This window comes from Halobacillus sp. AWM4_238 (genome assembly GCF_056158265.1).
The window spans coordinates 2,782,339-2,805,885 of sequence record NZ_JBSWSY010000002.1; the positions used below are offsets into that span (position 1 = coordinate 2,782,339).

The window sequence follows — 23,547 nt, forward strand, 5'->3', positions numbered from 1 at the left end:
TTATGGTTGTAAGATCATGTTTTCAACTTTCACTCGTGATAAAATGAAGGCAGCAATCAAAGCCCCCGAGACACTGCTTACGACAAAAGATGGTACAAACGCGAAAACACCTACTGAACTTCCCATCAGGACGTATGCCAGTGGAGCAGATGCTAAAGCCCCGAGCACTCCAGTACCGAGCACTTCACCAACGACCGCAGACCTTTTTCTTTCGTACATCCGGTAACAAAGCCCTGCCATGAATGCACCAAACATTCCGCCTGGAAAAGCAAGAAAGGTGCCGAGCCCTAATAAGAATCGTAAGAGCCCGATGACAAACGCGATCACGACCGCCGGTACGGGTCCAAGAACCACCGCCGCTATCACATTTACCGCATGCTGAACTGGATAAGCTTTCGCGATTCCAGCCGGGAACCAAAGGAATTGAGCACCAAGCGTTCCAATGGCAACAAGCACAGCCATCGTTGTGAGTAATTTAGTCTTTTTCATCTTTCACCACCTTTCCTTACAGGATTTCCTTACAGGAGCTGAATGGAGTCAAATAAAAAAGCCAGATCCTTAGAGGACCTGGCCTGGTATGAAGTAAGTCGATATACGTATCATCAGACTACTTCCCTCCGCTGGTATTAACCAGATCAGGTTCGTAAGAGTCGGAAAACTTGTTCGCTTTCCTCTCAGCCCATTCAGGCTCCCCTAGTAGTTTCATAATCTTATTCGCTTGGTGATTTTCATCATAACAAAATTGGATGTTTCTGTCATGTGAAACTTTTCCTTCCGCTCATACGTCAACATAAGAAGATAAGGAGTGTGTGAATAATGAAAATGAGATGGATTCTTGGTATGTTCATGGTTTCCTCTTTATTCCTTAGTGCATGTGGAATTTCTAAGACAGAAGAAGTAGACCAGAATGAAGTGGAAGCATCTGATCCGGACATGAGTGGTTTTGTCATGAATCAGGATGAGGACCGGATCCTGGTTGTCACACCAATGGATAATGGATCAGGGGAGGAAGGACGCGCCATGTGGGTCTCCGGAGCTCCTGAAGGTCTATGGATCGGCAAACAGGTCGAGGTCTGGGTAGATGGGGAGATCGCTGAGTCCTATCCAGAACAAGCCACAGCTGAAAAAGTCCAGGAGCTTGAAATGAGTGAAGTTCAAGGAGCGGATTTAAAAGCTTCCGAAGCTCTTTCTACAGCGTTATCCGAAACAGAACCAGAACAAACAGATGTGCTGATCGTTTCTTTGCTCTCCTTTGATGAAGAGTCCGACCAGTGGACCGTGAAGCTGGATCGACGCGGGGGAAGCCAGGGAGTATGGAAAACGACGGTCAAAGATGAAAAGTAGAGCGCCATCGGGAGCGCTCTATGCATCCACTTTTTTCAAAAGCCATAACCTCACGCTAAGTTCCAACAAAAAAAGATCATCTGCATTGAGAAGAGATAGTCCGGTCAAATGTTCAATGTTTCTCAATCTATGCAGTAAGGATTGCCGGTGCAGATTCAACGCTCTCGCTGTTTGACTGACATTGCTGTTGTATTTGTTGTAAACCATAAATGTATGAATCAATTCTGTCTGCCGTTTCTGATCATAATCGATCAGTTTCTCTAACGTGTCGGAAACAATCACTCCGATTTCTTCTTCGTGGGAAAGTGCCATAAGCAGGCGATTCATCCTGGTATCATTGAAAAACGTCCGCTCCCCTTCTTCATGCTGCTGACCGATTTTCAATGCCGTCTCCGCTTCCTCATAGCTTTTATGAAAAGTTTGATACCCACCTTTATGGCAGGAAATCCCCCAGCTAATCGTAACCCCTTTCAATAACTCATGCAGCCTCCGCTCAATCAGGTCAAGAAACTGATTCGCTGTTTCTTCGTAATCCGGGCGATCCGTTTCCAAATAAACAATGACCTCCCCTTCATCAAAAGTGGTCATCGTCCTTCTGTGCAGCGCATCTCCTGCATGCGTGACTTCCTTCTGAATATAATAATTCCTGCTGTTGATGGATGACGATTTGACTTGAGGCACAGACGAAGTGGTCCGTTCTTCCTCTGACTGAATAAAACGGATGTGGCCGACGAGACAAATATAAGGCTTCTCTAAATCATAACCTAGAAGCTGCGCTTTGGATAAAAGGGCTCTGTCCATCTCCCTTTCCTGCTTAGCTAAATCCAGCAAAAAGTTATCTTTGAGCCTGATTTCGGTCATTTCAATCGCATTTTCTTTGACAAAATATAAAGCACAGGCCGTAAGCGCATGTTCTAAGATGTGAAAGTTCACCCACGTTAAATCCTTTATATCTTTGGGTTTGAATAAAATATATCCCTGTTTCTTATAGTTTGATAAAATCGTAAGCTGATAGCACTGCTGACCTGCGATTTCATAAGTTTCAATGTAATGACGAAGTGGATGATCACTATCCATCTCTGTTTCTACAAGTGTTCCTTCCCGCGAAGTCTCATGCCCATTCAAAACATCGATGTAATAACGATCAAAATACTGATTTGCCCGAATCTGTTTGTTATGATCACTGATGGCCGTAGGAATGCCGGTGTTCTCATAGATGATTGAAGTGATTTCCTGCAGCCCTTTTCCATTCAGGACACAGTTGATCAACTCCTGTCGTATCTCTTCCGTCCGTAGCTGCTCCTGACGATTTTCCTCACTGATCAGCCGAAATACATCCTGTAATATATCTCCAAACCGCACTTCCCATGGAATTTCCATTACAATCAGCTTATGTCTTTCCGCCAGTTTTAAGATCCGGTCCGGAATTTTATAAAGGTGACGTCCTGTGGCAAATGCGAGGACGGAGGCTTCCGAGCGAATCACATCTTGTACATATCCTTCGAGAGCCAAAACATCCTCCGCACACCCGACCCCAGTACTCAAGACAAATTCATTGTTCCTTACAAAGTTCTCCACAGGAGTTTCAATCACTGAAATCCAGTCCACCCGACGATCATACATCGTTGTCTGTACCTTTGCCTTTTCGAACACCGGAAGCTTTAAGACATCCTTTACCGCAACCCCCATCTCCACTCCTCCCTACGTACGTTTAGCCAAAAGATCTGTAATCACAGCATGGTCGATATTGTTTCCACTCATGACAACAACGACACTTTCCCCTTCCAGACCCTGACAACGAAGCAAATGACCAATCCCAGTTGCCGCTGCTCCTTCTACAACCATCTTATGGTGTTCAAGGGTAAAAATCAGCCCCTCTTCAATCTGTTCCTCCTCCACGAGCACCCCTTTGTCCATATAAGCCCTCGTCATTGGAAATGTGTACCGATTCTCTGTACCGATTCCTCCAAGTAGACTGTCTGCCAAGGTATGAGATTCCTCAAGAATGACAGGTTTCCCCACGGCGAGGCTTGCTTGCATCACCGCACCCTTTTTCATCGTCACACCTGTCACACGTATGGAAGGTTCGATGGATTTCATCACAAAAGCAATCCCTGACAACAGTCCACCTCCAGATAAAGGAATGATTACTTCATCGACTTCCGGACACTGTTCCATAATTTCAAGTGCAATCGTACCTTGACCGGCAATAACTTCCCGATCATCAAAAGGCTTGATTACCTTCATCCCTTCGTCTTTTTCCAATTCCGCACACCTTGCTTCTGCATCGTCTTGACTGTCACCGACAATTTCCACAGACGCATCCAGCTTCTTTAAGCGACTCACCTTCGCCTTCGGAACACGATTGGATATGCATACCTTGCAAGGAATCCCTAACTGTGCGGCGACATATGCAACAGCTATGCCATGATTGCCTGTTGAAAAAGTAGTGACACCGTTTTTCAATTCTTCCTCGTCAAAAGATAAGATTTTGTTTGCTGCCCCTCTGAGCTTGAATGAACCTGTTGGATGAGTATGCTCGAGCTTTAAATAAACAGTAGCCCCTGTATGCTCAGAAAGAGGTTCTGAGTACAGAATAGGCGTGGATTGGACAAACGGAGAGATACGCTTCTTCGCTGCCCAAATTTCTCTGAAAGAAAGGCTGGTCATTCCTCACTTCCCCTTTCTTGTATGCGCACGGAAATTTGTTTTGAATTTTCAGTTATTTTTATTATAGTGGAACACCACATAAAGTTTAAAGTGGTAAAACCCACTTTTTTTCAAAGGAGCTTTGAGGCAGTGTTCCCACTTCTAGAATGGCTTTTTCAGCGCGACTTTTATGCCCTTTGGTTTGGAGCGAGAAATGAAAAAAGACAGATGCACTTGGCATCTGTCTTTTTTTAGTTAAGCCGTGGCCCATTTGCCTACGGTATGGAGCATTTTTTCTTCCGGGAAGTGACCCCTGAATATCTGATAAAAAAACATTTCCTGTTTAGACCGTAAGTCCACCGGTGCTTCGGCTTGAATTTTTTCGAAAGCTTCGTCTGTAATCGTTCTTTCTGCATGAAGTTCCAACAAGTCCAGAGCACCGCTTCCTTCTGAGAATTCTGCTTTCTTACGCCATAATACTTTTTCAGGAATGATGCCATCGAAAGCTTTTCGAAGCAGCCATTTTTCCATGCGGTCTTTTTTGTGAACTTTCAAGCCAGCAGGGATCTGCAAAGCATTCTCCACAACATCTAAATCCAGGAATGGTACGCGAAGTTCAATAGAGTGTGCCATGCTCATACGATCCGCTCGTTGCAGATTCACGTGGTGGAGAGTATTCAGAACACGAATGATTTCTTTGTTCATGGAAGTGGTATCTTGATATTTTTCCATATAGGCATACCCAGCGAATAATTCATCCGCTCCCTCTCCAGATAAAATCACCTTTACATGTTGTGATGCGAGTTTAGACACGAAATAATTTGGGATGGCGCTCCGCACAAGGGAAGGCTCGTAAGACTCCAGATGATAAATGACATCCGAGACGGCCTCAATCAATTCTTCTTCTGTATAAATATATTCATAATGGTCGGTTCCAAGCGCTTCAGCAACTGTTCGCGCGTTGATGATATCCGCACTTCCTTCCGTACCTACACAAAATGATTTAAGAGTTTTGTCCTCTTGCTTCTGCTGATCCGCGATAGCGGCAATTAAACTACTGTCTAATCCCCCACTAAGCAGTACCCCTACTTCAACGTCTGCGATCAGTCTTTTTCGAACAGCTTCGTTCATGGTTTGTTGAATGGTCGTAAACACTTCGGTCATCTCATGTTCCGTGTAAGATTGTTTAGGGGACTGGATTCTACGGTAGCAGACGAAACCATCTTCCGGTGTGAAATAGTGGCCATGAGGAAATTCTTTCGCCTCATCCACAAAAGGTTCAATGGCTTTTAGTTCAGATGAAAAAACATACTGCCCTTTTCGATCCTTTCCGTAATAGAGCGGCTTGATCCCAAGCGTATCACGGGCTACGACAAACGAATCGCTCTCCTCATCAGCGATAAAAAATGCGAACATTCCATCAAGCTGATGGATAGCTTCAGGCCCTCTCTTTTCGACTAATTTCAAAGCCACTTCACTGTCTGATTTTGTGAGAAAAGAGACTTCTTCAGCTAAGGATTCTTTAATGGCTTCATAATTGTAAATTTCGCCATTACAGACGATCCAACGTTTTTTGTCTTCGGTATGAATCGGCTGGATGCCATCGTCAAGTCCGATAATCGATAATCGTCTGTGTCCTAGATGAACACGGTCGGTAACGACAGACTTCCCCTCGTCTGGACCACGATGGTAAAGCAGTTCCAGCACATCATTCATTTGTTTTTCACTCATCTCTCCTTGTGTCACGAATATTCCACACATAAGTTTTAATGACCTCCTAAGTTTCTATGCAAGATTTGCATACGACTCAGGCTACGCTTTTTTCCATCGTTCTTCAAACCGGATCTGTAAGCAAATGGAAGCAAAACACGCGAAAAAAACAAAATGGAAACAGATAGAGGAGACATTCTCGGAATGGACGCTCATACAAGTCACATCCTCTCTCTTCATGCAAAAAACCTCCAGCTTTGTATCAAGCTGAAGGCTTTTGATAAGTAGTCAAACACTGACTAATGACCTGAGCAAGCGCGCTCCCATCTTTAACAGACTGGACACTCGCCTGAAAAATTTCTTCAGGTGGAACCACGGACCAATCCAAATGATACCCCGCTTCTAAAGCTAAGCATCGGATAAACTCCCGCAAACTCCTCCCATTTCCTTCTCTAAAAGGATGGAGCACATTAATTTCTGACATGTAATAAACCAATTTCTCTACAACCAGGACCCTGTTCATACTTTTCCAATCTTCTCTCATTAACTGCTGAAAGATCGGTTCCGCCGCATCGTGTATGAATCTCGCCTGAGCAAAAGAAAATCCGTCTTTTGTAATGTTCTCTGTTCGAATTTCTCCAGCAAAGGGATAAAGATCAGAAAAAAGGCGGACGTGAATTCTTTGTAGATGACGCAGGTCAAAATCCCCTTCTACCGGGGTAGATTGGAGCTCAGCCAGCCTTTGTGCCGTAAGCATCGTCTCCAGCGCTGTCAATGTTTTATCATTCTTGATATCAAAATGATTGATCAACACGTTTGACCCGGGATAACAATACTTCGACTTTTCATTCCCGTACCTTGTGTTAGGCATGACGAGCCAGTTCCAACGCCCGTTTGACGAATTCCTGGTGAGTGATCTCACCCGTGAGACATTTTTTCACAAGCATTTTCTGTTTCTTGTTCAAACGGTCTCCTTCGACAGCAAGAGAAGCCAAGGCCGGACGCATAAGTAATTCCACTTCTTCCTCCGAACGTACGGTCATCCAATCCCTCCGAACTTTATTCATATACTCTTCATTATACTACAGATGAAGGTATTATAGACGATGAGACCCTATTAAGAAGTCTTTTTCTTACCAGATGTGGTCGTCTTTTTCTTCGTTGTTTTCTTCTTCTTAGACCCCTTCGTTTTCTCCAATGATTTTTCCAAAGCGTCCATTAAGTTCGTCACGTTATCCGGCTTCGGCTTATCTTTGGCCGTTGTGACTTCTTCATTGTTTTTCTTCGCTTCAATTAGTTCCATCAGCGCCGTCCGGTATTCATCTTTATATTTTTCAGGATCGAATTCCGCCGTCAACTGATCGATCAACGTAACAGCTGTACTCAATTCTTTCTTACTTAACTCCGTCTCTTCCGGAACATTAGGAACATCCTGGACAGACCTGACCTCATCAGGATAATGAATCGTTTCCATGACAAGCGTATCTTCATACACCCGGACAATCGCCAATTGTTCCTTGGATCGGATGATGATTTTAGCAATTCCGATCTTCTCTGTGTCTCCTAGGGCCTGACGAAGGAGACTGTATGCTTTTGACCCTCCTTCGCTTGGGGAAATAAAATAACTTCGCTCAAAATAAATCGGGTCGATTTCTTCTAATTTCACAAAATCGATGATTTCGACCGCTTTGTCTTCCTGTTCTTTTTTCAGCTGTTCCAAGTCTTCTTTATCTAAAACGACAAACTTGTTCTTTGCATACTCATAAGCTTTTACAATTTCTTCACTCTCAATTTCCCGCTCACAAACAGGGCAACGCTTCTCATATTCCACCGGTGATTTACATTCTTCATGAAGCTGACGTAGCTTGATGTCCTTATTCTCTGTTGCTGCATGTAGTTTCACTGGAATATTCACAAGTCCGAAGCTTATGGTCCCTTTCCACATCGTGTGCATCCCGACCACTCCTTTTTCCTATAGGTTTCACGATTCACTCAAAAAATATGTTGCGCATCCATGGATAAACTACATAACAAAGGCCAACCTATTCAACTAAATGGCAGGATTGTGGAAGACTCAGTTTCGAGACTTTTGTTAAGTGGATAGGGGCTGCGGGGAATGACTCGCTTTCCGCGGGAGCGCGGTGAGCCTCCTCAGGCTAACGCCTTGCGGGGTCTCACCCTGCACTTTTTTCCCGCAGGAGTCTCCCCATTCCCCTCCGCCCCTTTTCCATGGAAGATTCTCGAAATCACTTCTGGAACAATCAGCTTGAATGACTGAGAAGACTGAGGAGAGTGGATTATATAACCTCTCCACAAGCATGCATTCAGAATCTATAAGCTTGATACAGAGCGCTTTATGCCTGCCTTAGGAGGGGAAATGGGACACTCCCTCTAGGTATAGGGGTTCGTTTCTCCTTACTATGAAAGGGGTGGTTGGGAAGCTGCGAGACTCCCGCGGGAATGGATTGGCTGGCGAGACCCCACAGGACGAAGTCCGAGGAGGCTTGCCGTCATCCCCGCAGGAAAGTGTTCAAATGCGGAATCGCCCTGGTAGACACGACTGGCATAAGCAGAACAGCAACGGAATGTGCCCTCCATTCCTTTGCTGTTCTGCTTATGACGCGAGTGTCTGGGCGATGGAGCTAGACGAGTGGCTTCCCAACCACCCCTAACACCCAACACGGCAAACGAACCCCGGGAACATCTCGAAACTGAGTCTTCCACAAACGGGAGCTTTCATGCAAGAAAGGTTAAAGGAAAGGAGATGGTGGAGATGAAGCCGATGCTGTTGATGGGGACGATGGAACTCCCTGAGGGGGATGAGTGGGTGTATGAAGTGAAGTATGATGGGTTCAGAGCTATTCTCGAAGCACGCGAGGAAGGGATCAAGCTCTGGAGCAGGAATGGAAAAGACATGAGCGACAGATTTCCTGAAATCGTTCAGATGGAAATTCCTAAGAAGCTCCTGCCATTTACCCTGGATGGCGAACTGGTCATATTGAATAGCCCATATCAAGCGAACTTCGAAGTCCTTCAAACAAGAGGACGAATGCGAAACAAGGAGAAAATACGATCTGCATCTGAACAAAGGCCTGCTACGTTTATGGCCTTTGACATAGTAGAAAAAAGTTCTAATCCTTTATGGAAGAGAAGAGAAAACATGACCAAGCTCCTTGACCAACTCAACCATCCTCACATCAGAAAGATAGACGAATACGAAGATATAGAAAAGATCCAAACCATTGCAGAGTTGCATCAAGCGGAAGGGATCGTTGCGAAATTGAAAAAGAGCACTTATCAGCCAGGCGACCGTGGGAGGCAATGGTTGAAGTGGAAACAATGGAGATCAGTATCCGGTTTTTTACAAAGGTACGACCCCGAGAATGGATATTATCACGTAGGGCTTTACAAAGACGGCAGGCCCGTCCCTCTAGGGAAGTTTAAACACGGCCTCACAGATGATGAGAGCGAGACGCTGCGAACATTTTTCAAAGAACATGGAACTAAGAATAAAAAGACATGGCATATAGATCCCGGCACATGTGTAGAAGTGCACTGTTTGAGTGCTGAAGAAGGTGAACTTCGTGAACCACTCTTCCATCAGTTCCGCTTTGATCTGGATCCTGAAGATTGCACAGAAACCAAGAAACAATGGGATCTGTCTATGTTTCCTGACAACTTTGATCCCACCAATATTGATAAACTTTTGTGGGAGGATGTTTCTAAACAGGATTTTCTTGTTTACATCCGGCAATTAGCCCCTCACATTCTCCCATTCATTCAGGAAAAAAAATTAACAGTAATCCGTTATCCTGATGGGATTTACAAAGAGTCCTTTTACCAAAAACACTTTCCCGACCACGCCCCTGACTTTCTGAATATGTGGATGGAAGATGGCGATCCGTATATCATTTGCGATCACCTTCTCTCTCTTCTATGGCTTGCCAACCAGGGGGCATTGGAATACCATATCCCTTTTGAGAAAGCCGGGGGGCAAAGACCTGATGAAATTGTTCTTGATCTGGATCCTAAAGATCGAAGTCATTTCAGTAAAGCGATTACGGCCGCTCGTTTGCTAAAACATCTCCTTGATGAACTAGAAGTCATTAGCTTTGTCAAAACATCCGGAAATAAAGGCATGCAAATTCATATCCCTATCCAAGAGGGAGATTTAAGCTATGAGGAGACGAGGAAAATCACTGAAACGTTAGCTACTCTCCTCGTTAACGAAAAACCTGACCTATTCACAATTGAACGGTTGAAGAAAAATCGTGGGGATCGTTTATATATAGATTACGTCCAACATGCAGAAGGCAAAACGATTATTGCCCCGTATTCGACAAGAGCTACCGAAACAGCCACCGTCGCTACACCCCTTCATTGGAAAGAAGTGACGGGAGATTTACGCCCGGAGTCATTTACAATCCATACTGTACCTGGACGAATAGCTGAATTTGGGTGCCCTTTTGCTATGTATGATGAAGTCAGAGGGCGTCAGCCCATTCAAAAATTGAAGCGATTGCTACAATGAATTTGTCGAATATTGCCCGGGAAATGTGGCACCATATCACATAAAAGTCACATAAAAAAAGGCTGCCGGTCGTCACCGTCAGCCTTTTCCTATATTTTTATTCTGATAATGATTTACTTCGGTCTCTTAACTTGTACTTTTGCAATTTACCACTTGCGTTTCGTGGAAGTTCATCTACAAACTCATATCGCCTTGGCCGTTTATAACGGGCCAGCCGATTCCCTGAAGTACAGAATTCATCGAGTTCTTGTTCAGTAACGCCGCTATCTTTTTTGACAATGTAGGCCACCACTGTTTCTCCCCATAGTTCATCCGGCTCACCGACAACGGCTGCATCCAGGACAGCAGGATGATCGAACAAGACATCTTCCACTTCCCTGGAATAGATATTCTCACCGCCGGAAATAATCATGTCTTTCACACGATCACTGACCCAGAGGTACCCATCTTCGTCGAATGATCCAATGTCCCCTGTATGGTACCAACCTTTGTACATGGCTTCTTCTGTCGCCTCCGGCCTATTATAGTACTCTTTCATCATACTCGGCCCTCGAACGATAATTTCCCCCAGTTCTTTCGGTTTACAAATCTCTTCAGGCTCTGCCGGTCCATGCTCATTCGTTCTCACTACACGTACTTCATGGTTCAAAAGCGCTCTGCCCGCCGATCCTGCTTTTGTGACCTGCTCTTCTTCGGTAAGCGCTGTAATTGCCGGTCCCATTTCCGTCATACCATAGGCCTGTACTAGTTGGACACCCAGAGATTCATGCAGTTTCATCGTCAAAGCAGGTGCCATCGGCGCTCCTCCATAGAGACCTTGTCTTAATGTCTGAAAATCCTCTTTTGTAAATTTCTCTTGCAACATCATGTTCCACATTGTAGGGGCTGCAAAGAAGGATGTAATCTGCTCCTCCCTGACCGTTCTAATCACTTCAGGTGCATCGAAGTGGTGCAACAGGACATTCGTCGCCCCAATCATCACTCTTGGAAAGAATGCACAATGAAGCTCTGCACAATGGAAGATAGGGGCTACCGTCAGTCCTCGGTCATTTTCCGTCAGTCTCAAACAAGCTGTCATGATGAGAGCCTGATCGACCATATTTCTATGCGAGTGGATCACACCTTTCGGAAGCCCTGTTGTTCCAGAAGTATACATGATGATATAAGGGTCGTTCTCCTGCAGCTCACAAACCGGCCGTTCTCTCGTCACTCCATCGATCCGTTCATAATAATTCATTGCATAAGGCAGGTTTTCTTCGTCAATGGACCAGAACTCTACACTTGTCATTTCTTTCGCTACGGGAGCAATTTGAGCAGCTGTCGCTTTTTCAAACACGACCACTTTCGGATCTGCATCTTTCAAAATGAACTCGATTTCTTTTTCCATAAGTCGAAAGTTCACTGGATTGAATACGGCCCCAATCTTCATGCAAGCAAACAGCACCGTTGCGTATTCAGCCGTGTTAAAAAGAACCGTTGACACTCTATCCCCTTTTTCCACCCCTGAGGCTTTCAGAGCGTTCGCAGTTCGGTTTACTTCCTGATCCCATTCCCCGTATGTCCAGCGTGTGCCAAGGCGTAGATCAACCAATCCTTCCTTATCTCCGTACTTCGCTACCGTCTGCTCAAACATACTCCTAAGTGTTGGTCCCATTTCTCATCGACTCCTTTTGATTTTTTAATAAATTCCTATATGCCAACGTGCACAATAGACCAAAAACATACGGAACGATTACATACCGGAGTACTTCAGACAAATCTTTCTGTGGAAGGAAGAAGGCGCGCTTTCCTTTGTCCTTACTTTCTAAGTAATAGGGGCTTACCGACAAGGTACTCATTTACTTGGGTTGCATTCGAATGGCACCGTCTAGACGGATCACCTCCCCATTAAGCATTGGGTTATCTAAAATGCTTAAAGCTAACTTAGCAAACTCATAAGGCTTTCCTAACCGCGAAGGAAATGGTGTCGCTTTCCCAAGCGCCTCTCGTGCTTCTTCAGGAAGCTGCTCAAACATTGGGGTTTCAAATAATCCCGGAGCAATAGCCATTACACGGATGCCGTGGCGGGCGAGTTCCCTTGAGAGCGGCATCGTCATCGCTGCTACGCCACCTTTGGAGGCACTGTAAGCCGCCTGACCAATTTGCCCTTCATAGGCAGCGATGGAAGCTGTGTTAATGATGACTCCTCGCTCTCCGTAATCATTGGGCTCATTCTCCTGCATCTTTTCAGCTGCTAAACGAATCACATTAAATGTCCCAATCAGGTTCACCTCAATGACTTTAGTAAAAGATTCCAGGCGATGCGGACCATTTCTTCCAACCACTTTCTCTCCTGTTACGATGCCGGCACAGTTGATTACCGTGTTTATTTGCCCAAATGTATCGATTGTCATTTGGAGCATCCGCTCAATTTCATCTGCGCAAGTGACATCCGTTTTGACAAACCGCACTGAAGAGCCCAATTCTTCTGCAAGTGCCACGCCTTTTTCTTCGTTTTGATCTAAAATTACGACACTCCCGCCATTTCTTGTAATTTTTCTTACTGTCGCTTCACCAAGGCCTGAGGCCCCTCCTGTCACAACCGCTACAACCTCATGAACATCCATAGTTATCCCTCCAATCTTTCAATGACCGTACCGTTCGCCATTCCGTGTCCTTCACAGATGGCAAGAAGTCCGTATTTTCCTTCTGTTCTTTCTAATTCATGAATCAGAGTGGTCATAAGTTTCGCTCCGGTGGCACCTAACGGGTGACCAAGCGCAATGGCTCCTCCATTCACATTCAATTTTTCATGTGGCACACCTGTCTCTTTCATCCAAAACAAAGGTACAGGGGCAAAAGCTTCATTCACTTCGAAGAGATCGATATCTTCAAGGCTCAGTCCAGCTTTTTGTAAGACCTTATGAGTTGCGGGAACCGGACCTGTGAGCATTAAGGTAGGATCAGAACCGACGACAGCTCTGGAGACAATCCGAAAGCGTGGCTTCAACCCCAATGTCTCCGCTTTTCTTCGTGACATTAACAGGACAGCTGCAGCGCCATCACTAATTTGACTCGCATTTCCTGCGGTGATTTTGCCATTCTCTTGGAAAACTGTTTTCAGCGAAGCAAGGGTGTCGACAGATGTTCCTGCTCTGGGGCCTTCATCTGTTTGAATCACACGAGAGTCCCCTAAAGTCACGGGCATGATTTCCTTTTCAAACCTTCCTTCATCAATGGCCATAAGCGCACGCCGATGACTTTCAGCAGCATAAGCATCCAGTTCTTCTTTACTCAATTGCCACTGTTCTGCGATCCTTTCTGCTGAATGGCCTTGATTGATCATCTCGTATTTGGACGTTAACCGTTCATTAAATGATGTCCCCTGCATGTTTGAGAACATCGGAACTCGGGACATGCTTTCCACACCACCGGCAATGACGACATCCATATCCCCACAAGCAATGGCCTGGGAACCGAAATGGATGGCCTGTTGGCTCGATCCACACTGACGATCAAGAGTTACCCCAGGAACTTCCATTGGAAATCCAGCAGTCAGGGCAGCAATCCTGGCAATATCTCCTGCTTGTTCCCCGACTTGGCTCACACAACCAGCGATTACATCTTCAACCTCTATAGGGTCAAGAGAAGCTCGGTTAACCAGTTCCTTAAGGACATCAGCCAGAAGGATATCCGGCCTGATTTCGCTGAGCCCTCCATTTCTTTTTCCCACAGGTGTTCGTACTGCTTCGACGATGACGACTTCATTCATATCTTATCCTCCTATACTAAGCCCATCTTTTTGGCGATAATCGTTTTCATAATTTCATTGGATCCCGCGTAAATTGCAGTGACCGGCGCGTCACGGAACCTTCTCGCAATCTCATACTCTTCCATATATCCATAGCCACCGTGAAGGTGCATACACTCCATCGCTACCTTCTTCACAAGGTCTGTCGTCCACCACTTGGACATCGACACCTCTTTGACAACTTCCTCCCCGTTCATATGCGCTTCAATCGTCCGATCCAGGAATGTCCTCCCGATTTCCACCTCTGTTTGAAGTTCAGCAAGTTTGAATTGAGTATTTTGAAAAGAAGCAATCGATTTCCCAAAAGCTTTACGTTCCTTCACGTATGCAATCGTCAACTCTAGCATACGTTCGCAGGCAGCAATGGCTCCGATTCCTACAATCAAGCGCTCCTGTTGCAGCTGATTCATCAAGTAATAAAAACCCTCTCCTTTTTTACCAAGAAGGTGCTTCTTAGAGACAAGTGCATCCTCAAAAATCAACTCTGACGTATCCTGACTGTTCAGACCGATTTTATCGAGCTTTCTCCCACGGGAAAAACCAGGCGTATCCCTTTCAACGACCAACAGACTGATTCCCTTATACGCTGGAGAGGCATGGGGATCCGTTTTACACACCACGACAACCAGATCCGCGTGGATCCCATTCGTGATGAATGTTTTTTCACCATTCAACATAAATCCTTTTTCATCTTCTACAGCTGTCGTCCTGATTGAAGCAAGATCTGAACCTGCACCCGGTTCTGTCATCGCAATCGCTGTAATACATTCTCCTGTGGTACATTTTGAAAGCCATTTTTGTTTCTGTTCTTCTGTTCCGTAAGCTTCCAAATAAGGAACGACAATATCATTGTGCAAACCGACTCCAATCAGTCCTGTCCCCACTTTTTCCATTTCCTCATTGATGACAACGGAATAGCCGAAATCTGCTCCAAACCCACCATATTTCTCGTCGAGCCAAGGGCAAAGGTATCCCTGTTCTCCAAGCTTTCTCCAGAACTCCCGGGGTACTTCCCCCGCCCTTTCCCAATCGTCATAATAGGGATAAGCTTCTTTTTCTAAAAACTTCCGTAGAGATTGACGGAGTATTTCATGTTCTTCTGTTATGTAAGATGCTTTCATAGTCTTCCTCCCTGAGCATTCTTCGCTATTGGATGTAATTCTCTTTTTATTCTTCTTTTCCTGCCTCAAACAGAAAACGCTTACATATTTATGTATTTAGAAGGATTTCGACATCCTCCATTACAGTCCCGACCCACACCAGCGCGAATAATGAATATTAAACAATATGGCAGGATTGTTGAAGACTCAGTTTCGAGACTTTCCGGGGTTCGTTTGCTATGTGAGGCGTCAGGGGTGGCTGGGAAGCTACTCGTCTAGCTCCATCGCCCAGACACTCGCGTCATAAGCAGAACAGCAAAGGAATGAAAGGGCACATTCCGTTGCTGTTCTGCTTATGCCAGTCGTGTCTACCAGGGCGATTCCGCATTTGAACACTTTCCTGTGAGGTAGTGGCGAGCTTCCTCGGGCGGTCTGCCGCACTAAGGGATCTCGCCGATCTCCTTTCTCCCACGGGAGTCTCGCAGCTTCCCAACCACCCCTTTTATAGTTAGGAGAAACGAACCCCTCCACCAGGAAGGAGCATCTTCCACCATCACTACCTATTGTAAGAAAGCGCTCTATAACAAGAAGTTATGAGCTCTGTCCGTACGATGGAGGTTTTGTGCTATTGCTCCTAATACGTATAAAGTGCCTAATTCTGCAAGTAGTTTCAAGATACTTATATGGCAGAGGGGCGGAGGGGAATGGCGAGACTCCTATCTTAAGTGTGGAGGCGCCTTGGTCAGCGGCGTATGGACTGGACTGAGCTGGCGGAGATAAAGGAAACACGAAGAACGGAGTGATTCGATGTTGACTTATCGTACAGAAGCGAGGGAAGTCTCACTAGCCGCTAGGCGCCGAAACCGGATATCTAAGAGGGAAAAAAGTGCTTGGTGAGACCCCGCAGGACGCAGTCCGAGGAGGCTCACCGCGCTCCCGCGGAAAGCGAGCTATCCCCCGCAGCCCCCATCCACTCAACAAACGTCTCGAAACTTGTCTTCAAGAAAAGGGAGCTTTAGGGGACAATGGATGTAAAAAAACCAGCCTGGTATGGGCTGGTTTTTGGGGTTAGTCTATGACTTTTTCGATAGCAAAGGCAACGCCGTCTTCTTTGTTGGAAGCTGTAACAAAATCTGCTTCCTTTTTCACTGGCTCCTGGGCGTTACCCATGGCGACACCGAAGCCCGCTTCGCGAATCATCGCAATATCATTCATGCTGTCTCCAACCGCCATCACTTGTTCCATTTCTAGATCAAGCCACTGGCAGACTTTCAAAAGAGCAGCTGCTTTGTTTACACCCGCTGGGTTGATTTCAATGTTTGTAGGGCTGGAGTTGGTTACTTCCAAGTCCTCATTCGCATTGACTTCATCGAGAATGACTTGTCTTACTTCGTCATCTTCAATATCAAAACCAAACTTCAACCAGTCATAGTCTACAATTTCTTGATCGAATGGATTTTGGCTGTTGTACAAGCCTTGCACGGTGGAGGACCAAAAATAAAGGCCGTGCTCTTTTTTCAATTCCCAAAGACGCTCCACATGTTTATCTTCAAGTCGATTTTGTTCGACGAGGTTAAATTCATGATCATAAATCTCTCCCCCATTGATGGTCACAATATAGGAAGAGCGTCCGAGGTCTTCAGCGATTTTACGGCACCGCGATAGAGACCTTCCAGTACTCAATACAACGTGGATCCCTTTTTCCTTGGCTTTTTTAATAGCTGCTTTATTAGCCTCGGATACTTCGCCTTCATGATTAACAGTTGTTCCATCTAAGTCTAGAGCAATCAATTTGATGTCTTTTGTCATGTGATTCACGTCCTCTCTCTAATGTACCCATTTTAATATATGGAACCCCCATACACAATCGATAAGCCAGACCTTTAATGGTCTGGCTTTTGGTTAGAGTCTAGCATATTCTTCTTGGATTTCTTTTAACAATTGTTCGTCTGTCAATAATTCCAAACCTGTTTGAGCAAGTGCTGTCGCTCCTTTGATGAGAGCTTCATCTCCTTGTTTTGATTTGGCCGCTTCTCTGAATTCATCTGTATGGGCAACAAGGCTCTCTGGACCCATTTTTATATAAGGGTGGATGGTAGGGATGACTTGGCTTATGTTGCCCGCATCCGTTGACCCTAGTCCCTTCCTGTCTTCAAAATAACTTTCCCCAAGAGATGTGATTTTTTCTTGGAAGACTCGGTCGAACAGCGGAGTCACTTTGAAATTGTCGACCCCATTCTGAATGCGGATCATCTTATAAGTAGCTCCTGTCATTTCCGCTGCACCTTTTGCGATCTTTTCTGCTTTTTTCGTCAGATCATCACATTTTTCCCTTGTAGCAGCTCGTAAATAAAACCTCGCTCTCGCGTATTGAGGAACAATGTTCGGTGCGTCGCCTCCATCTAAAATTACACCATGGATACGGACATCATCGGTGACATGCTGTCTCAAAGCATTCAATCCATTGTACAGCTGAATGACAGCGTCCAGCGCATTGATTCCGTCTTCAGGATTACTGGCTGCATGAGCTGTTTTTCCGAAGAATTCAAAGTCAACGGGATCGACGGCAAGTGTAGGAGCGGAACCAGATGTCCGCCCCAGCGGATGGACCATCATGCACGCATCCAATTCTTGGACAAGACCATGCCTGACAAACGTTCCTTTCGCACTGCCGTTTGGTCCTCCTTCTTCTGCTGGTGTACCGAGTACAATAATTTCCCCTCCTGTTTGAGGAAGGATTTCACTTAAAGCAATGGCTGCAGCTACAGAAGCCGTACCGATGATATTATGTCCACACGCGTGGCCCAGCCCTGGCAGAGCATCATATTCTGCCAGGTAACCGATTTTCGGACCAGGTTTTCCGGAGGATTTCCTTGCCTTGAATGCCGTTGGATGTTCAGGGATTTCTGCATCCACATCAAAACCCGCTGCTTCAAGAAGCGTTTGGAGCTGTTGAGAAGCATAGTATTCTTCATTCCCCACTTCCGGGTTTGAGTGAATAAGGTGACTGGTTTCTATATACGTCGGTTGTTGTTTCTTTATATTTGCTAAGAGGGTGTCCTCCAGGGACTGATATAATTCTATACTCATACGAGTGAAAGCTCCTTTACCAACCAATTTCTTTTAATGGAACAAACGTCGGAATCAGCGATTGGTTATAAACTTCTTCGATATGTTGGGCTACATCTTCTTGCTGATAAATCTCCACAATTTTTTGATATGTTTCATTATCTGTTTCATCTGCACGAGCAGCAATGATGTTAATGTAAGGTTGTGCTGTCTCATCTTCAATCGCAATCGCATCCTCTACAGGTACAAATCCTGCTTCCACAGCGACACCATTATTGATGATCGATGCTGCTACATCAGGAAGAACACGCGGCGTCTGAGCTGCAACAATCGGTTCGAAAGTCAAATTTTTAGGGTTTTCTTCAATCTTGCTCAAATCCCCATTTCCATCAAAGTCATCAGGGAGACCAATTAAGCCTGACTCTTGGAGAAGGAGCAACGCACGCCCCATGTTTGTCGCTTCTTTCGGTAATGCGATGGAGCTTCCGTCAGGGATTTCACTGACATCTTCGTATTGATCAGAATAAATACCCATCGGCGCAATCAAGGTCGTACCAATAGGAGCAAGATCCAGGTTATGTTCCTTAATGAATGAATCAAAATAAGAAACGGTTTGGAAAGCGTTCAAATCAATATCTCCATCCGCAAGAGCCATATTCGGTCGTACATAATCGGCGAATTCAACGAGTTCAATTTCAATATTCTCATTTGCGGCTTTTTCTTTGATTTTCTCCCAAATCGGCACGCCAGACCCATTCAATCCAACTTTGACTTTCTTCGTTTCTTCAGAAGCTGCTCCACTTTCGTTCGAACAACCGGCAAGCAAAATCCCAACAGTCAGTAAAATACTTAGTGTAACGATCCATTTTTTCATAATTAAAACCTCCTATTGTCTACGAATCTTTTTAGATGTGAAATTTCCAATCGTTTGTGTGATTTGCACAATGAGTACAAGCAATAATACGGTGGCAATCATAATGTCCGTTTCAAAACGTTGATACCCATAAGAGATAGCAAGATCCCCAAGTCCTCCCCCGCCGACAAATCCAGCCATGGCGGAAGCGCCGACAAGGCCAATGGTTGCAATCGTCAAATTAAGAACGATGGAGCTTAACGCTTCAGGTATGTAAACACGACGAATAATCTGCCACGGGGTTGCACCCATTGCTTCAGCCGCCTCGATCACGCCTGGCTTCACTTCAAGTAAACTACTTTCTACTAACCTAGCAATATAAGGGGCTGAGAAAATAACCAACGGTACAACGGCTGCTGCTGTACCTATAGACGAACCAACAATTAACCTCGTAAATGGCAAAATGGCCACGAGCAGAATGATGAAAGGAATGGAACGGAAAAAGTTAACGACCGAGCTGAAGGAACCGAAAAGCGTTTTGTTTTCTAACAAACCTCCCTGCCTCGTAACGACTAGGATGATCCCTAACGGTAAACCGATTAAAGTAGCTGCCAATAATGAGATTCCAACCATCAAAATGGTTTGATACGTCGCCTCCCAAATTCTTGGCCAAAATTCCATTAAGTTAACCTGCATGGGAAGTCACCTCCTGTACAGATACTCTTTGTTGAATATGGTTAATCACTCGTAAGATTTCTTGGTCCGGCCCCTGAAGTTCCACAACGAGATGACCGAACGGTATTCCTTGAAGCTCCGTAATTTGTCCAAACAGTACGTTAACTTCCACATCAAATCTTTTAGACACTTGAGATAGAACGGGTTCTCCGGCACTTTCATCAACAAAAGTCACACGATAAATATGCCTTGAAGAACCCCTTTCCTCGATTCCATTTAGTATTGAAGCGGGGATGTCATTTTCCATCACGGTCTTCACAAAGTTTTTCGTGGTTGGATGTTGAGGACTGGAAAACAAATCAAAGATCGATCCTTTTTCAATAACCCGTCCACTTTCCATTACAGCAATGCGGTCACACACTTCACGGACCACATTCATTTCATGTGTAATCATCAAAATCGTTATGCCATATTCATCGCGTACCTTCCGCAATAGCTTCAGAATTGACTTCGTCGTTTCAGGATCAAGGGCTGATGTTGCTTCATCACAAAGCAAAATTTCAGGAGAAGTTGCTAAAGCTCTGGCGATTCCCACCCTTTGCTTCTGCCCTCCGGATAACTCTTCCGGATACTGTTTCGCTTTATCGGACAATCCGACAAATTCGAGAATTTCTGCTACTCTTCGATCGATTTCTTTTTTCGGTGTCCCTGATAAAGAAAGTGGGAAAGCCACATTATGGTGAACCGTCTTTGATTCAAGCAAGTTAAAATGTTGAAAGATCATCCCAATCCGCTTCCTTACTTGTCTTAAGTCTGGTTTTGAAAGCTGCGTCAAATCCTCACCATTGACCAGCACCCTTCCCTCTGTGGGGCGTTCGAGTAAATTGACCAAACGGATCAGGGTACTCTTACCAGCTCCACTAAAGCCGATCACACCAAAAATTTCTCCCTTATGTACAGTCAAGTCCACTTGATCCACAGCACGCAAGTCGCTCCCATTGTGCTGATAAACCTTCGAAACATCTTCGAATTGAATCATTCTGTCCCTCCTAGACGCAAAAAGAGCCCCTCTTCTAAAAAATAAGAAGAGGGGCTCTCAATATGTATGAGATACCGTCTCTTCTCATCTTTCACATGCATCCGCACATGCTGGAGTTGGCACAGTTTCTGATCGTTTCGACGGATCAGTTCCGCTGCCGAGGTTTCGTAGGGCCAGTCCCTCCACCTCTCTAGATAAGAAGAAAAGTCATTTGCTTTTTTATTGATGTTGCCAATCATAATACAGCAAAAAAGCTTTGTCAATTTAATTCACTAAACTTTCCGAATTTTTCATAGTAGGACTACGCTATTTCTTCCCTATAGTTATTAAGCAATATGGCAGGATTCTTTAAGACTCGATTTCGAGATGTTTTTTTGAGTGGATGGGGGCTGCGGGGAATAGCTCGCTTTCCGCGGGAGCGCGGTGAGCCTCCTATGGGACGTGTGGGACAGGTGGGACCCCGGAAGGCGTAGCCTGAGGAGGCTCACCGCCCGCCCCATGGAAAGCGAACAGTTTCCCGGAGCCCCTAAACTCACCCAAACATATCGAAACGGAGTCTTACACAAACGGGAGATTTAGTGAAATATAATTATTTGAGAGATTACCCTAATACCTTAATGGGTATAGATAAGGAGAACTAATTACCAAGGAGGTATTTCATGTTTCACTATACGGTGGAAACGGACAAAGGGATGTATGAAGCGATTGAGAGTCTTGAGGCTAATCTCAAAGAAGCAAAGTTCGGGGTGTTATGGACCTTTGACATCAAAGATAAGCTTCATGAAAAAGGATTGGAATTTGAAAAAGAATTTAAAGTCTTGGAAGTTTGTAACCCTGTAGAAGCGCAACGCGTGTTAAATGAAAACGTATTGGCTGGTTATTTCCTCCCTTGTAAAATGGTTATCTATGTAGAAGGAAACAAAACAAAAATCGGTATGCCTAAGCCGACTTCTCTTACTCAAATGGTTGAGGATGAAAACATTCAAGAGATGGCAAGTGACATTGAAGAACGTTTGAAGGTTTGTATGGATCAAAGTGTATAACCAAATGAAAGAGCTGCTATTTTAGCGGCTCTTTTCTTTTAAATCTCATTATCAAAAAATATCAATGTTCAATAGGAGGTAAAGACTCTGCTTTTTTTCCTTTTAATGAAAAGTAAAACTCACCCTGGCTGGTAAGCGCACCATAAAACACCTCCGAGACATCATGGGTACCCAGCTTGGTACGTAACCAATCCATGTCCCGACCTGCGCGAGCTAAAAGATCTTGTTGCATTTGTCCATCCAGAATAAGGGGGATGTCATAACCCCCACCCCTATATGGGAACCCCATATCTTCTCGGGTTACGGCTTCTTTGGCATTTTTCAGTTTAATGGACAGTTGGCCGTTCGGTTCAATGATGCCAAGTTCAACATTATTGATTTCAAATACATTTTGCTCTCTGAGCATGTGTGTAATATTATCAAGAGAATATTGAATGCGGGAGATGTTCTCTTCAATCATTTCCCCCTCGAAAATAACGATCGTCGGCTCAAAAGTCAGGAGTTTCCCTACTTTCCTGTTTCGTAATTTTAACGTTACGATGAATTTTTGTAAGAGAGCAATGAAAACAATAGCCGTCACGGTATGTACATGATCAATCTTAGGGTCAGCAATATCCGCCCCTACAACAGAACCAAGAACAAGCACTACCAAAAAGTCGAATACAGGTAATTCTCCAATTGATCTTTTTCCCATAAATAACCCTACTCCCAGGAGTAATGGCAAGATGGTCATGATCCTTCCAATCACTTTAAGTGTTTCCATCCACATATCCATGTTCTTCACCTCTCCCTTATCTTTACACGGGGTATGATCCCTTATCCAAAAAAATACGTACCGGGGTGTTGACAATATACCTAACGGGGTATATGATTAGTCATGTACTGTTCAACAGCGACAGAAAATAACTTCACAAGGGAGGTCAATTCGATGGAATACAACAACGCAATGAAGAACAGAGTGAAACGTCTAGAAGGTCAGTTACGAGGCGTTTTGAAAATGATGGAAGAAAACAAAGACTGTAAAGATGTCATTACGCAGCTTTCCGCTTCCAGAAGTGCGATTGACCGTGCGATCGGGCTCGTGGTTAGCTCCAACCTTGTGGAGTGCATCCAGGAAGCTGAAGATCAAAAAAACAAAGAAGCTTCAATCAACGAAGCCGTTCAACTGCTTGTCAAAAGCAGATAAATTTTTTTACAATCTAATATACCCATACGCGTATATCTATATTAAACAAGGAGGATGAAACATGTCTGAAACAAAAAAGACGAATATTATCTTATTCAGCGGGGATTATGATAAGGCAATGGCTGCCTATATCATCGCAAACGGGGCAGCCGCTTACGATCACGAAGTAACGATTTTCCACACATTTTGGGGACTGAACGCCCTTCGAAAGGATGAAAACATCCAAGTGAAGAAAGGGTTCATGGAAAAAATGTTTGGCAAAATGATGCCGCGTGGAGCAGATAAGATGGGCATTTCCAAAATGAACTTTGCAGGATTCGGTCCTAAGATGATTAAAGATGTCATAAAAAAACACAATGCGATGCCATTGCCAGATCTTATAGAAATGGCTCAAGAACAAGAAGTCAATTTGGTCGCATGTACAATGACCATGGACCTTTTAGGCTTGCAAAAGGAAGAATTACTAGATGACATTCAATACGCAGGTGTTGCTGCATACCTTGCAGATGCAGAAAACGGCAATGTTAACCTGTTTATCTAATTAAGGAGGAATCAATA

22 protein-coding genes and 2 riboswitches are annotated in these 23,547 nt (G+C 44.7%); of the genes, 5 read left to right on the top strand and 17 right to left on the bottom strand.

Translation table 11 applies throughout. The annotated features are described in order from the left end of the window. Positions 1–489 (bottom strand): energy coupling factor transporter S component ThiW, encoded by a 489-nt coding sequence (gene thiW, locus ACXACN_RS13880; protein WP_474965235.1) that lies wholly within the window; start codon positions 487–489, stop codon positions 1–3. 106 nt (positions 490–595) lie between these two features. Then, positions 596–705: riboswitch (TPP riboswitch) on the bottom strand. Between the two features lie 111 nt (positions 706–816). On the opposite strand from thiW, the gene ACXACN_RS13885 reads away from it, so the two are divergent. Next, entirely contained in the window at positions 817–1,344 is a 528-nt protein-coding gene (locus tag ACXACN_RS13885; protein ID WP_474965237.1) for a DUF3221 domain-containing protein, read from the top strand. A gap of 18 nt (positions 1,345–1,362) precedes the next feature. On the opposite strand, the gene ACXACN_RS13890 is transcribed toward ACXACN_RS13885, so the two are convergent. From ACXACN_RS13890 to ku, 6 genes are all read right to left on the bottom strand, one after another. Continuing rightward, positions 1,363–3,033, bottom strand: coding sequence for a PucR family transcriptional regulator (locus ACXACN_RS13890; RefSeq protein ID WP_474965239.1), 1,671 nt, complete (start codon positions 3,031–3,033; stop codon positions 1,363–1,365). Positions 3,034–3,045: 12 nt separating this feature from the next. Beyond that, positions 3,046–4,014: a hydroxyectoine utilization dehydratase EutB gene (eutB, locus tag ACXACN_RS13895; protein WP_474965240.1), complete on the bottom strand. Its 969-nt coding sequence runs from the start codon at positions 4,012–4,014 to the stop codon at positions 3,046–3,048. 234 nt (positions 4,015–4,248) lie between these two features. After that, positions 4,249–5,754, bottom strand: a complete 1,506-nt coding sequence (gene asnB, locus ACXACN_RS13900) for an asparagine synthase B (protein ID WP_474965242.1) — start codon at positions 5,752–5,754, stop codon at positions 4,249–4,251. 211 nt (positions 5,755–5,965) lie between these two features. Continuing rightward, a complete protein-coding gene (locus ACXACN_RS13905) occupies positions 5,966–6,574 on the bottom strand; it encodes a Fic/DOC family protein (protein ID WP_474965244.1) in 609 nt (202 codons plus the stop codon). Next, complete coding sequence (locus tag ACXACN_RS13910; protein WP_474965246.1) at positions 6,567–6,746, bottom strand: hypothetical protein; 180 nt, start codon at positions 6,744–6,746, stop codon at positions 6,567–6,569. The genes ACXACN_RS13905 and ACXACN_RS13910 overlap by 8 nt, the downstream gene beginning before the upstream one ends. A gap of 74 nt (positions 6,747–6,820) precedes the next feature. Continuing rightward, complete coding sequence (gene ku, locus ACXACN_RS13915; protein WP_474965247.1) at positions 6,821–7,657, bottom strand: non-homologous end joining protein Ku; 837 nt, start codon at positions 7,655–7,657, stop codon at positions 6,821–6,823. Positions 7,658–8,476: 819 nt separating this feature from the next. Here ku and ligD point away from each other — a divergent pair. Further along, on the top strand, positions 8,477–10,234 hold the full coding sequence (ligD, locus tag ACXACN_RS13920; protein ID WP_474965249.1) for a DNA ligase D: 1,758 nt from the start codon (positions 8,477–8,479) through the stop codon (positions 10,232–10,234). Positions 10,235–10,331: 97 nt separating this feature from the next. On the opposite strand, the gene ACXACN_RS13925 is transcribed toward ligD, so the two are convergent. The 9 genes from ACXACN_RS13925 to ACXACN_RS13965 all read right to left on the bottom strand — a co-directional run bounded on the left by ACXACN_RS13925 (position 10,332) and on the right by ACXACN_RS13965 (position 20,760). Next, positions 10,332–11,888: a fatty acid--CoA ligase gene (locus ACXACN_RS13925; RefSeq protein WP_474965251.1), complete on the bottom strand. Its 1,557-nt coding sequence runs from the start codon at positions 11,886–11,888 to the stop codon at positions 10,332–10,334. 184 nt (positions 11,889–12,072) lie between these two features. Continuing rightward, positions 12,073–12,840 (bottom strand): 3-hydroxyacyl-CoA dehydrogenase, encoded by a 768-nt coding sequence (locus ACXACN_RS13930; protein WP_474965252.1) that lies wholly within the window; start codon positions 12,838–12,840, stop codon positions 12,073–12,075. A 2-nt stretch (positions 12,841–12,842) separates the two neighbouring features. Further along, complete coding sequence (locus ACXACN_RS13935; RefSeq protein ID WP_474965254.1) at positions 12,843–13,985, bottom strand: thiolase family protein; 1,143 nt, start codon at positions 13,983–13,985, stop codon at positions 12,843–12,845. Positions 13,986–13,996: 11 nt separating this feature from the next. Beyond that, positions 13,997–15,145, bottom strand: a complete 1,149-nt coding sequence (locus tag ACXACN_RS13940; RefSeq protein ID WP_474965256.1) for an acyl-CoA dehydrogenase family protein — start codon at positions 15,143–15,145, stop codon at positions 13,997–13,999. Between the two features lie 1,047 nt (positions 15,146–16,192). After that, on the bottom strand, positions 16,193–16,933 hold the full coding sequence (locus ACXACN_RS13945) for a Cof-type HAD-IIB family hydrolase (protein WP_474965258.1): 741 nt from the start codon (positions 16,931–16,933) through the stop codon (positions 16,193–16,195). A gap of 93 nt (positions 16,934–17,026) precedes the next feature. Next, positions 17,027–18,214 (bottom strand): M20 family metallopeptidase, encoded by a 1,188-nt coding sequence (locus ACXACN_RS13950; RefSeq protein WP_474965260.1) that lies wholly within the window; start codon positions 18,212–18,214, stop codon positions 17,027–17,029. Positions 18,215–18,230: 16 nt separating this feature from the next. Further along, positions 18,231–19,067, bottom strand: a complete 837-nt coding sequence (locus ACXACN_RS13955; RefSeq protein WP_474965261.1) for a MetQ/NlpA family ABC transporter substrate-binding protein — start codon at positions 19,065–19,067, stop codon at positions 18,231–18,233. 12 nt (positions 19,068–19,079) lie between these two features. After that, positions 19,080–19,742: a methionine ABC transporter permease gene (locus tag ACXACN_RS13960; protein ID WP_474965263.1), complete on the bottom strand. Its 663-nt coding sequence runs from the start codon at positions 19,740–19,742 to the stop codon at positions 19,080–19,082. After that, the gene (locus ACXACN_RS13965; RefSeq protein WP_474965264.1) at positions 19,732–20,760 is read right to left on the bottom strand and encodes a methionine ABC transporter ATP-binding protein; all 1,029 of its coding nucleotides are present in this window, start codon (positions 20,758–20,760) and stop codon (positions 19,732–19,734) included. Before ACXACN_RS13965 ends, ACXACN_RS13960 begins: the two co-directional genes overlap by 11 nt. 81 nt (positions 20,761–20,841) lie before the next feature. Next, positions 20,842–20,961: riboswitch (SAM riboswitch) on the bottom strand. A gap of 458 nt (positions 20,962–21,419) precedes the next feature. Between ACXACN_RS13965 and ACXACN_RS13970 the strand changes: the two genes are divergently transcribed. Beyond that, on the top strand, positions 21,420–21,803 hold the full coding sequence (locus ACXACN_RS13970) for a DUF302 domain-containing protein (RefSeq protein ID WP_474965266.1): 384 nt from the start codon (positions 21,420–21,422) through the stop codon (positions 21,801–21,803). 61 nt (positions 21,804–21,864) lie between these two features. Here the strand turns inward: ACXACN_RS13970 and ACXACN_RS13975 are convergent, their stop codons facing one another. Next, positions 21,865–22,578 (bottom strand): DUF421 domain-containing protein, encoded by a 714-nt coding sequence (locus ACXACN_RS13975; protein ID WP_474965268.1) that lies wholly within the window; start codon positions 22,576–22,578, stop codon positions 21,865–21,867. 153 nt (positions 22,579–22,731) lie between these two features. Between ACXACN_RS13975 and ACXACN_RS13980 the strand changes: the two genes are divergently transcribed. Then, complete coding sequence (locus tag ACXACN_RS13980; protein ID WP_474965269.1) at positions 22,732–22,989, top strand: metal-sensitive transcriptional regulator; 258 nt, start codon at positions 22,732–22,734, stop codon at positions 22,987–22,989. Between the two features lie 61 nt (positions 22,990–23,050). Next, complete coding sequence (locus ACXACN_RS13985; RefSeq protein ID WP_474965271.1) at positions 23,051–23,530, top strand: DsrE/DsrF/DrsH-like family protein; 480 nt, start codon at positions 23,051–23,053, stop codon at positions 23,528–23,530. Positions 23,531–23,547: the final 17 nt, after the last annotated feature.

Excerpts from the sequence above, each read along its gene's own strand:
- ACXACN_RS13980 (WP_474965269.1), top strand. The coding sequence starts at position 22,732 with ATGGAATACAACAACGCAATGAAGAACAGAGTGAAACGTCTAGAAGGT.
- ACXACN_RS13955 (WP_474965261.1), bottom strand. The coding sequence starts at position 19,067 with ATGAAAAAATGGATCGTTACACTAAGTATTTTACTGACTGTTGGGATT.
- ACXACN_RS13975 (WP_474965268.1), bottom strand. The coding sequence starts at position 22,578 with ATGGATATGTGGATGGAAACACTTAAAGTGATTGGAAGGATCATGACC.
- ACXACN_RS13935 (WP_474965254.1), bottom strand. The coding sequence starts at position 13,985 with ATGAATGAAGTCGTCATCGTCGAAGCAGTACGAACACCTGTGGGAAAA.
- ACXACN_RS13950 (WP_474965260.1), bottom strand. The coding sequence starts at position 18,214 with ATGAGTATAGAATTATATCAGTCCCTGGAGGACACCCTCTTAGCAAAT.
- ACXACN_RS13925 (WP_474965251.1), bottom strand. The coding sequence starts at position 11,888 with ATGGGACCAACACTTAGGAGTATGTTTGAGCAGACGGTAGCGAAGTAC.
- ACXACN_RS13890 (WP_474965239.1), bottom strand. The coding sequence starts at position 3,033 with ATGGGGGTTGCGGTAAAGGATGTCTTAAAGCTTCCGGTGTTCGAAAAG.
- ACXACN_RS13965 (WP_474965264.1), bottom strand. The coding sequence starts at position 20,760 with ATGATTCAATTCGAAGATGTTTCGAAGGTTTATCAGCACAATGGGAGC.
- ACXACN_RS13945 (WP_474965258.1), bottom strand. The coding sequence starts at position 16,933 with ATGACAAAAGACATCAAATTGATTGCTCTAGACTTAGATGGAACAACT.
- ACXACN_RS13970 (WP_474965266.1), top strand. The coding sequence starts at position 21,420 with ATGTTTCACTATACGGTGGAAACGGACAAAGGGATGTATGAAGCGATT.
- eutB (WP_474965240.1), bottom strand. The coding sequence starts at position 4,014 with ATGACCAGCCTTTCTTTCAGAGAAATTTGGGCAGCGAAGAAGCGTATC.
- asnB (WP_474965242.1), bottom strand. The coding sequence starts at position 5,754 with ATGTGTGGAATATTCGTGACACAAGGAGAGATGAGTGAAAAACAAATG.
- ACXACN_RS13960 (WP_474965263.1), bottom strand. The coding sequence starts at position 19,742 with ATGCAGGTTAACTTAATGGAATTTTGGCCAAGAATTTGGGAGGCGACG.
- ACXACN_RS13930 (WP_474965252.1), bottom strand. The coding sequence starts at position 12,840 with ATGGATGTTCATGAGGTTGTAGCGGTTGTGACAGGAGGGGCCTCAGGC.
- ACXACN_RS13885 (WP_474965237.1), top strand. The coding sequence starts at position 817 with ATGAAAATGAGATGGATTCTTGGTATGTTCATGGTTTCCTCTTTATTC.
- ACXACN_RS13910 (WP_474965246.1), bottom strand. The coding sequence starts at position 6,746 with ATGACCGTACGTTCGGAGGAAGAAGTGGAATTACTTATGCGTCCGGCC.
- thiW (WP_474965235.1), bottom strand. The coding sequence starts at position 489 with ATGAAAAAGACTAAATTACTCACAACGATGGCTGTGCTTGTTGCCATT.
- ku (WP_474965247.1), bottom strand. The coding sequence starts at position 7,657 with ATGCACACGATGTGGAAAGGGACCATAAGCTTCGGACTTGTGAATATT.
- ACXACN_RS13905 (WP_474965244.1), bottom strand. The coding sequence starts at position 6,574 with ATGCCTAACACAAGGTACGGGAATGAAAAGTCGAAGTATTGTTATCCC.
- ACXACN_RS13940 (WP_474965256.1), bottom strand. The coding sequence starts at position 15,145 with ATGAAAGCATCTTACATAACAGAAGAACATGAAATACTCCGTCAATCT.
- ACXACN_RS13985 (WP_474965271.1), top strand. The coding sequence starts at position 23,051 with ATGTCTGAAACAAAAAAGACGAATATTATCTTATTCAGCGGGGATTAT.
- ligD (WP_474965249.1), top strand. The coding sequence starts at position 8,477 with ATGAAGCCGATGCTGTTGATGGGGACGATGGAACTCCCTGAGGGGGAT.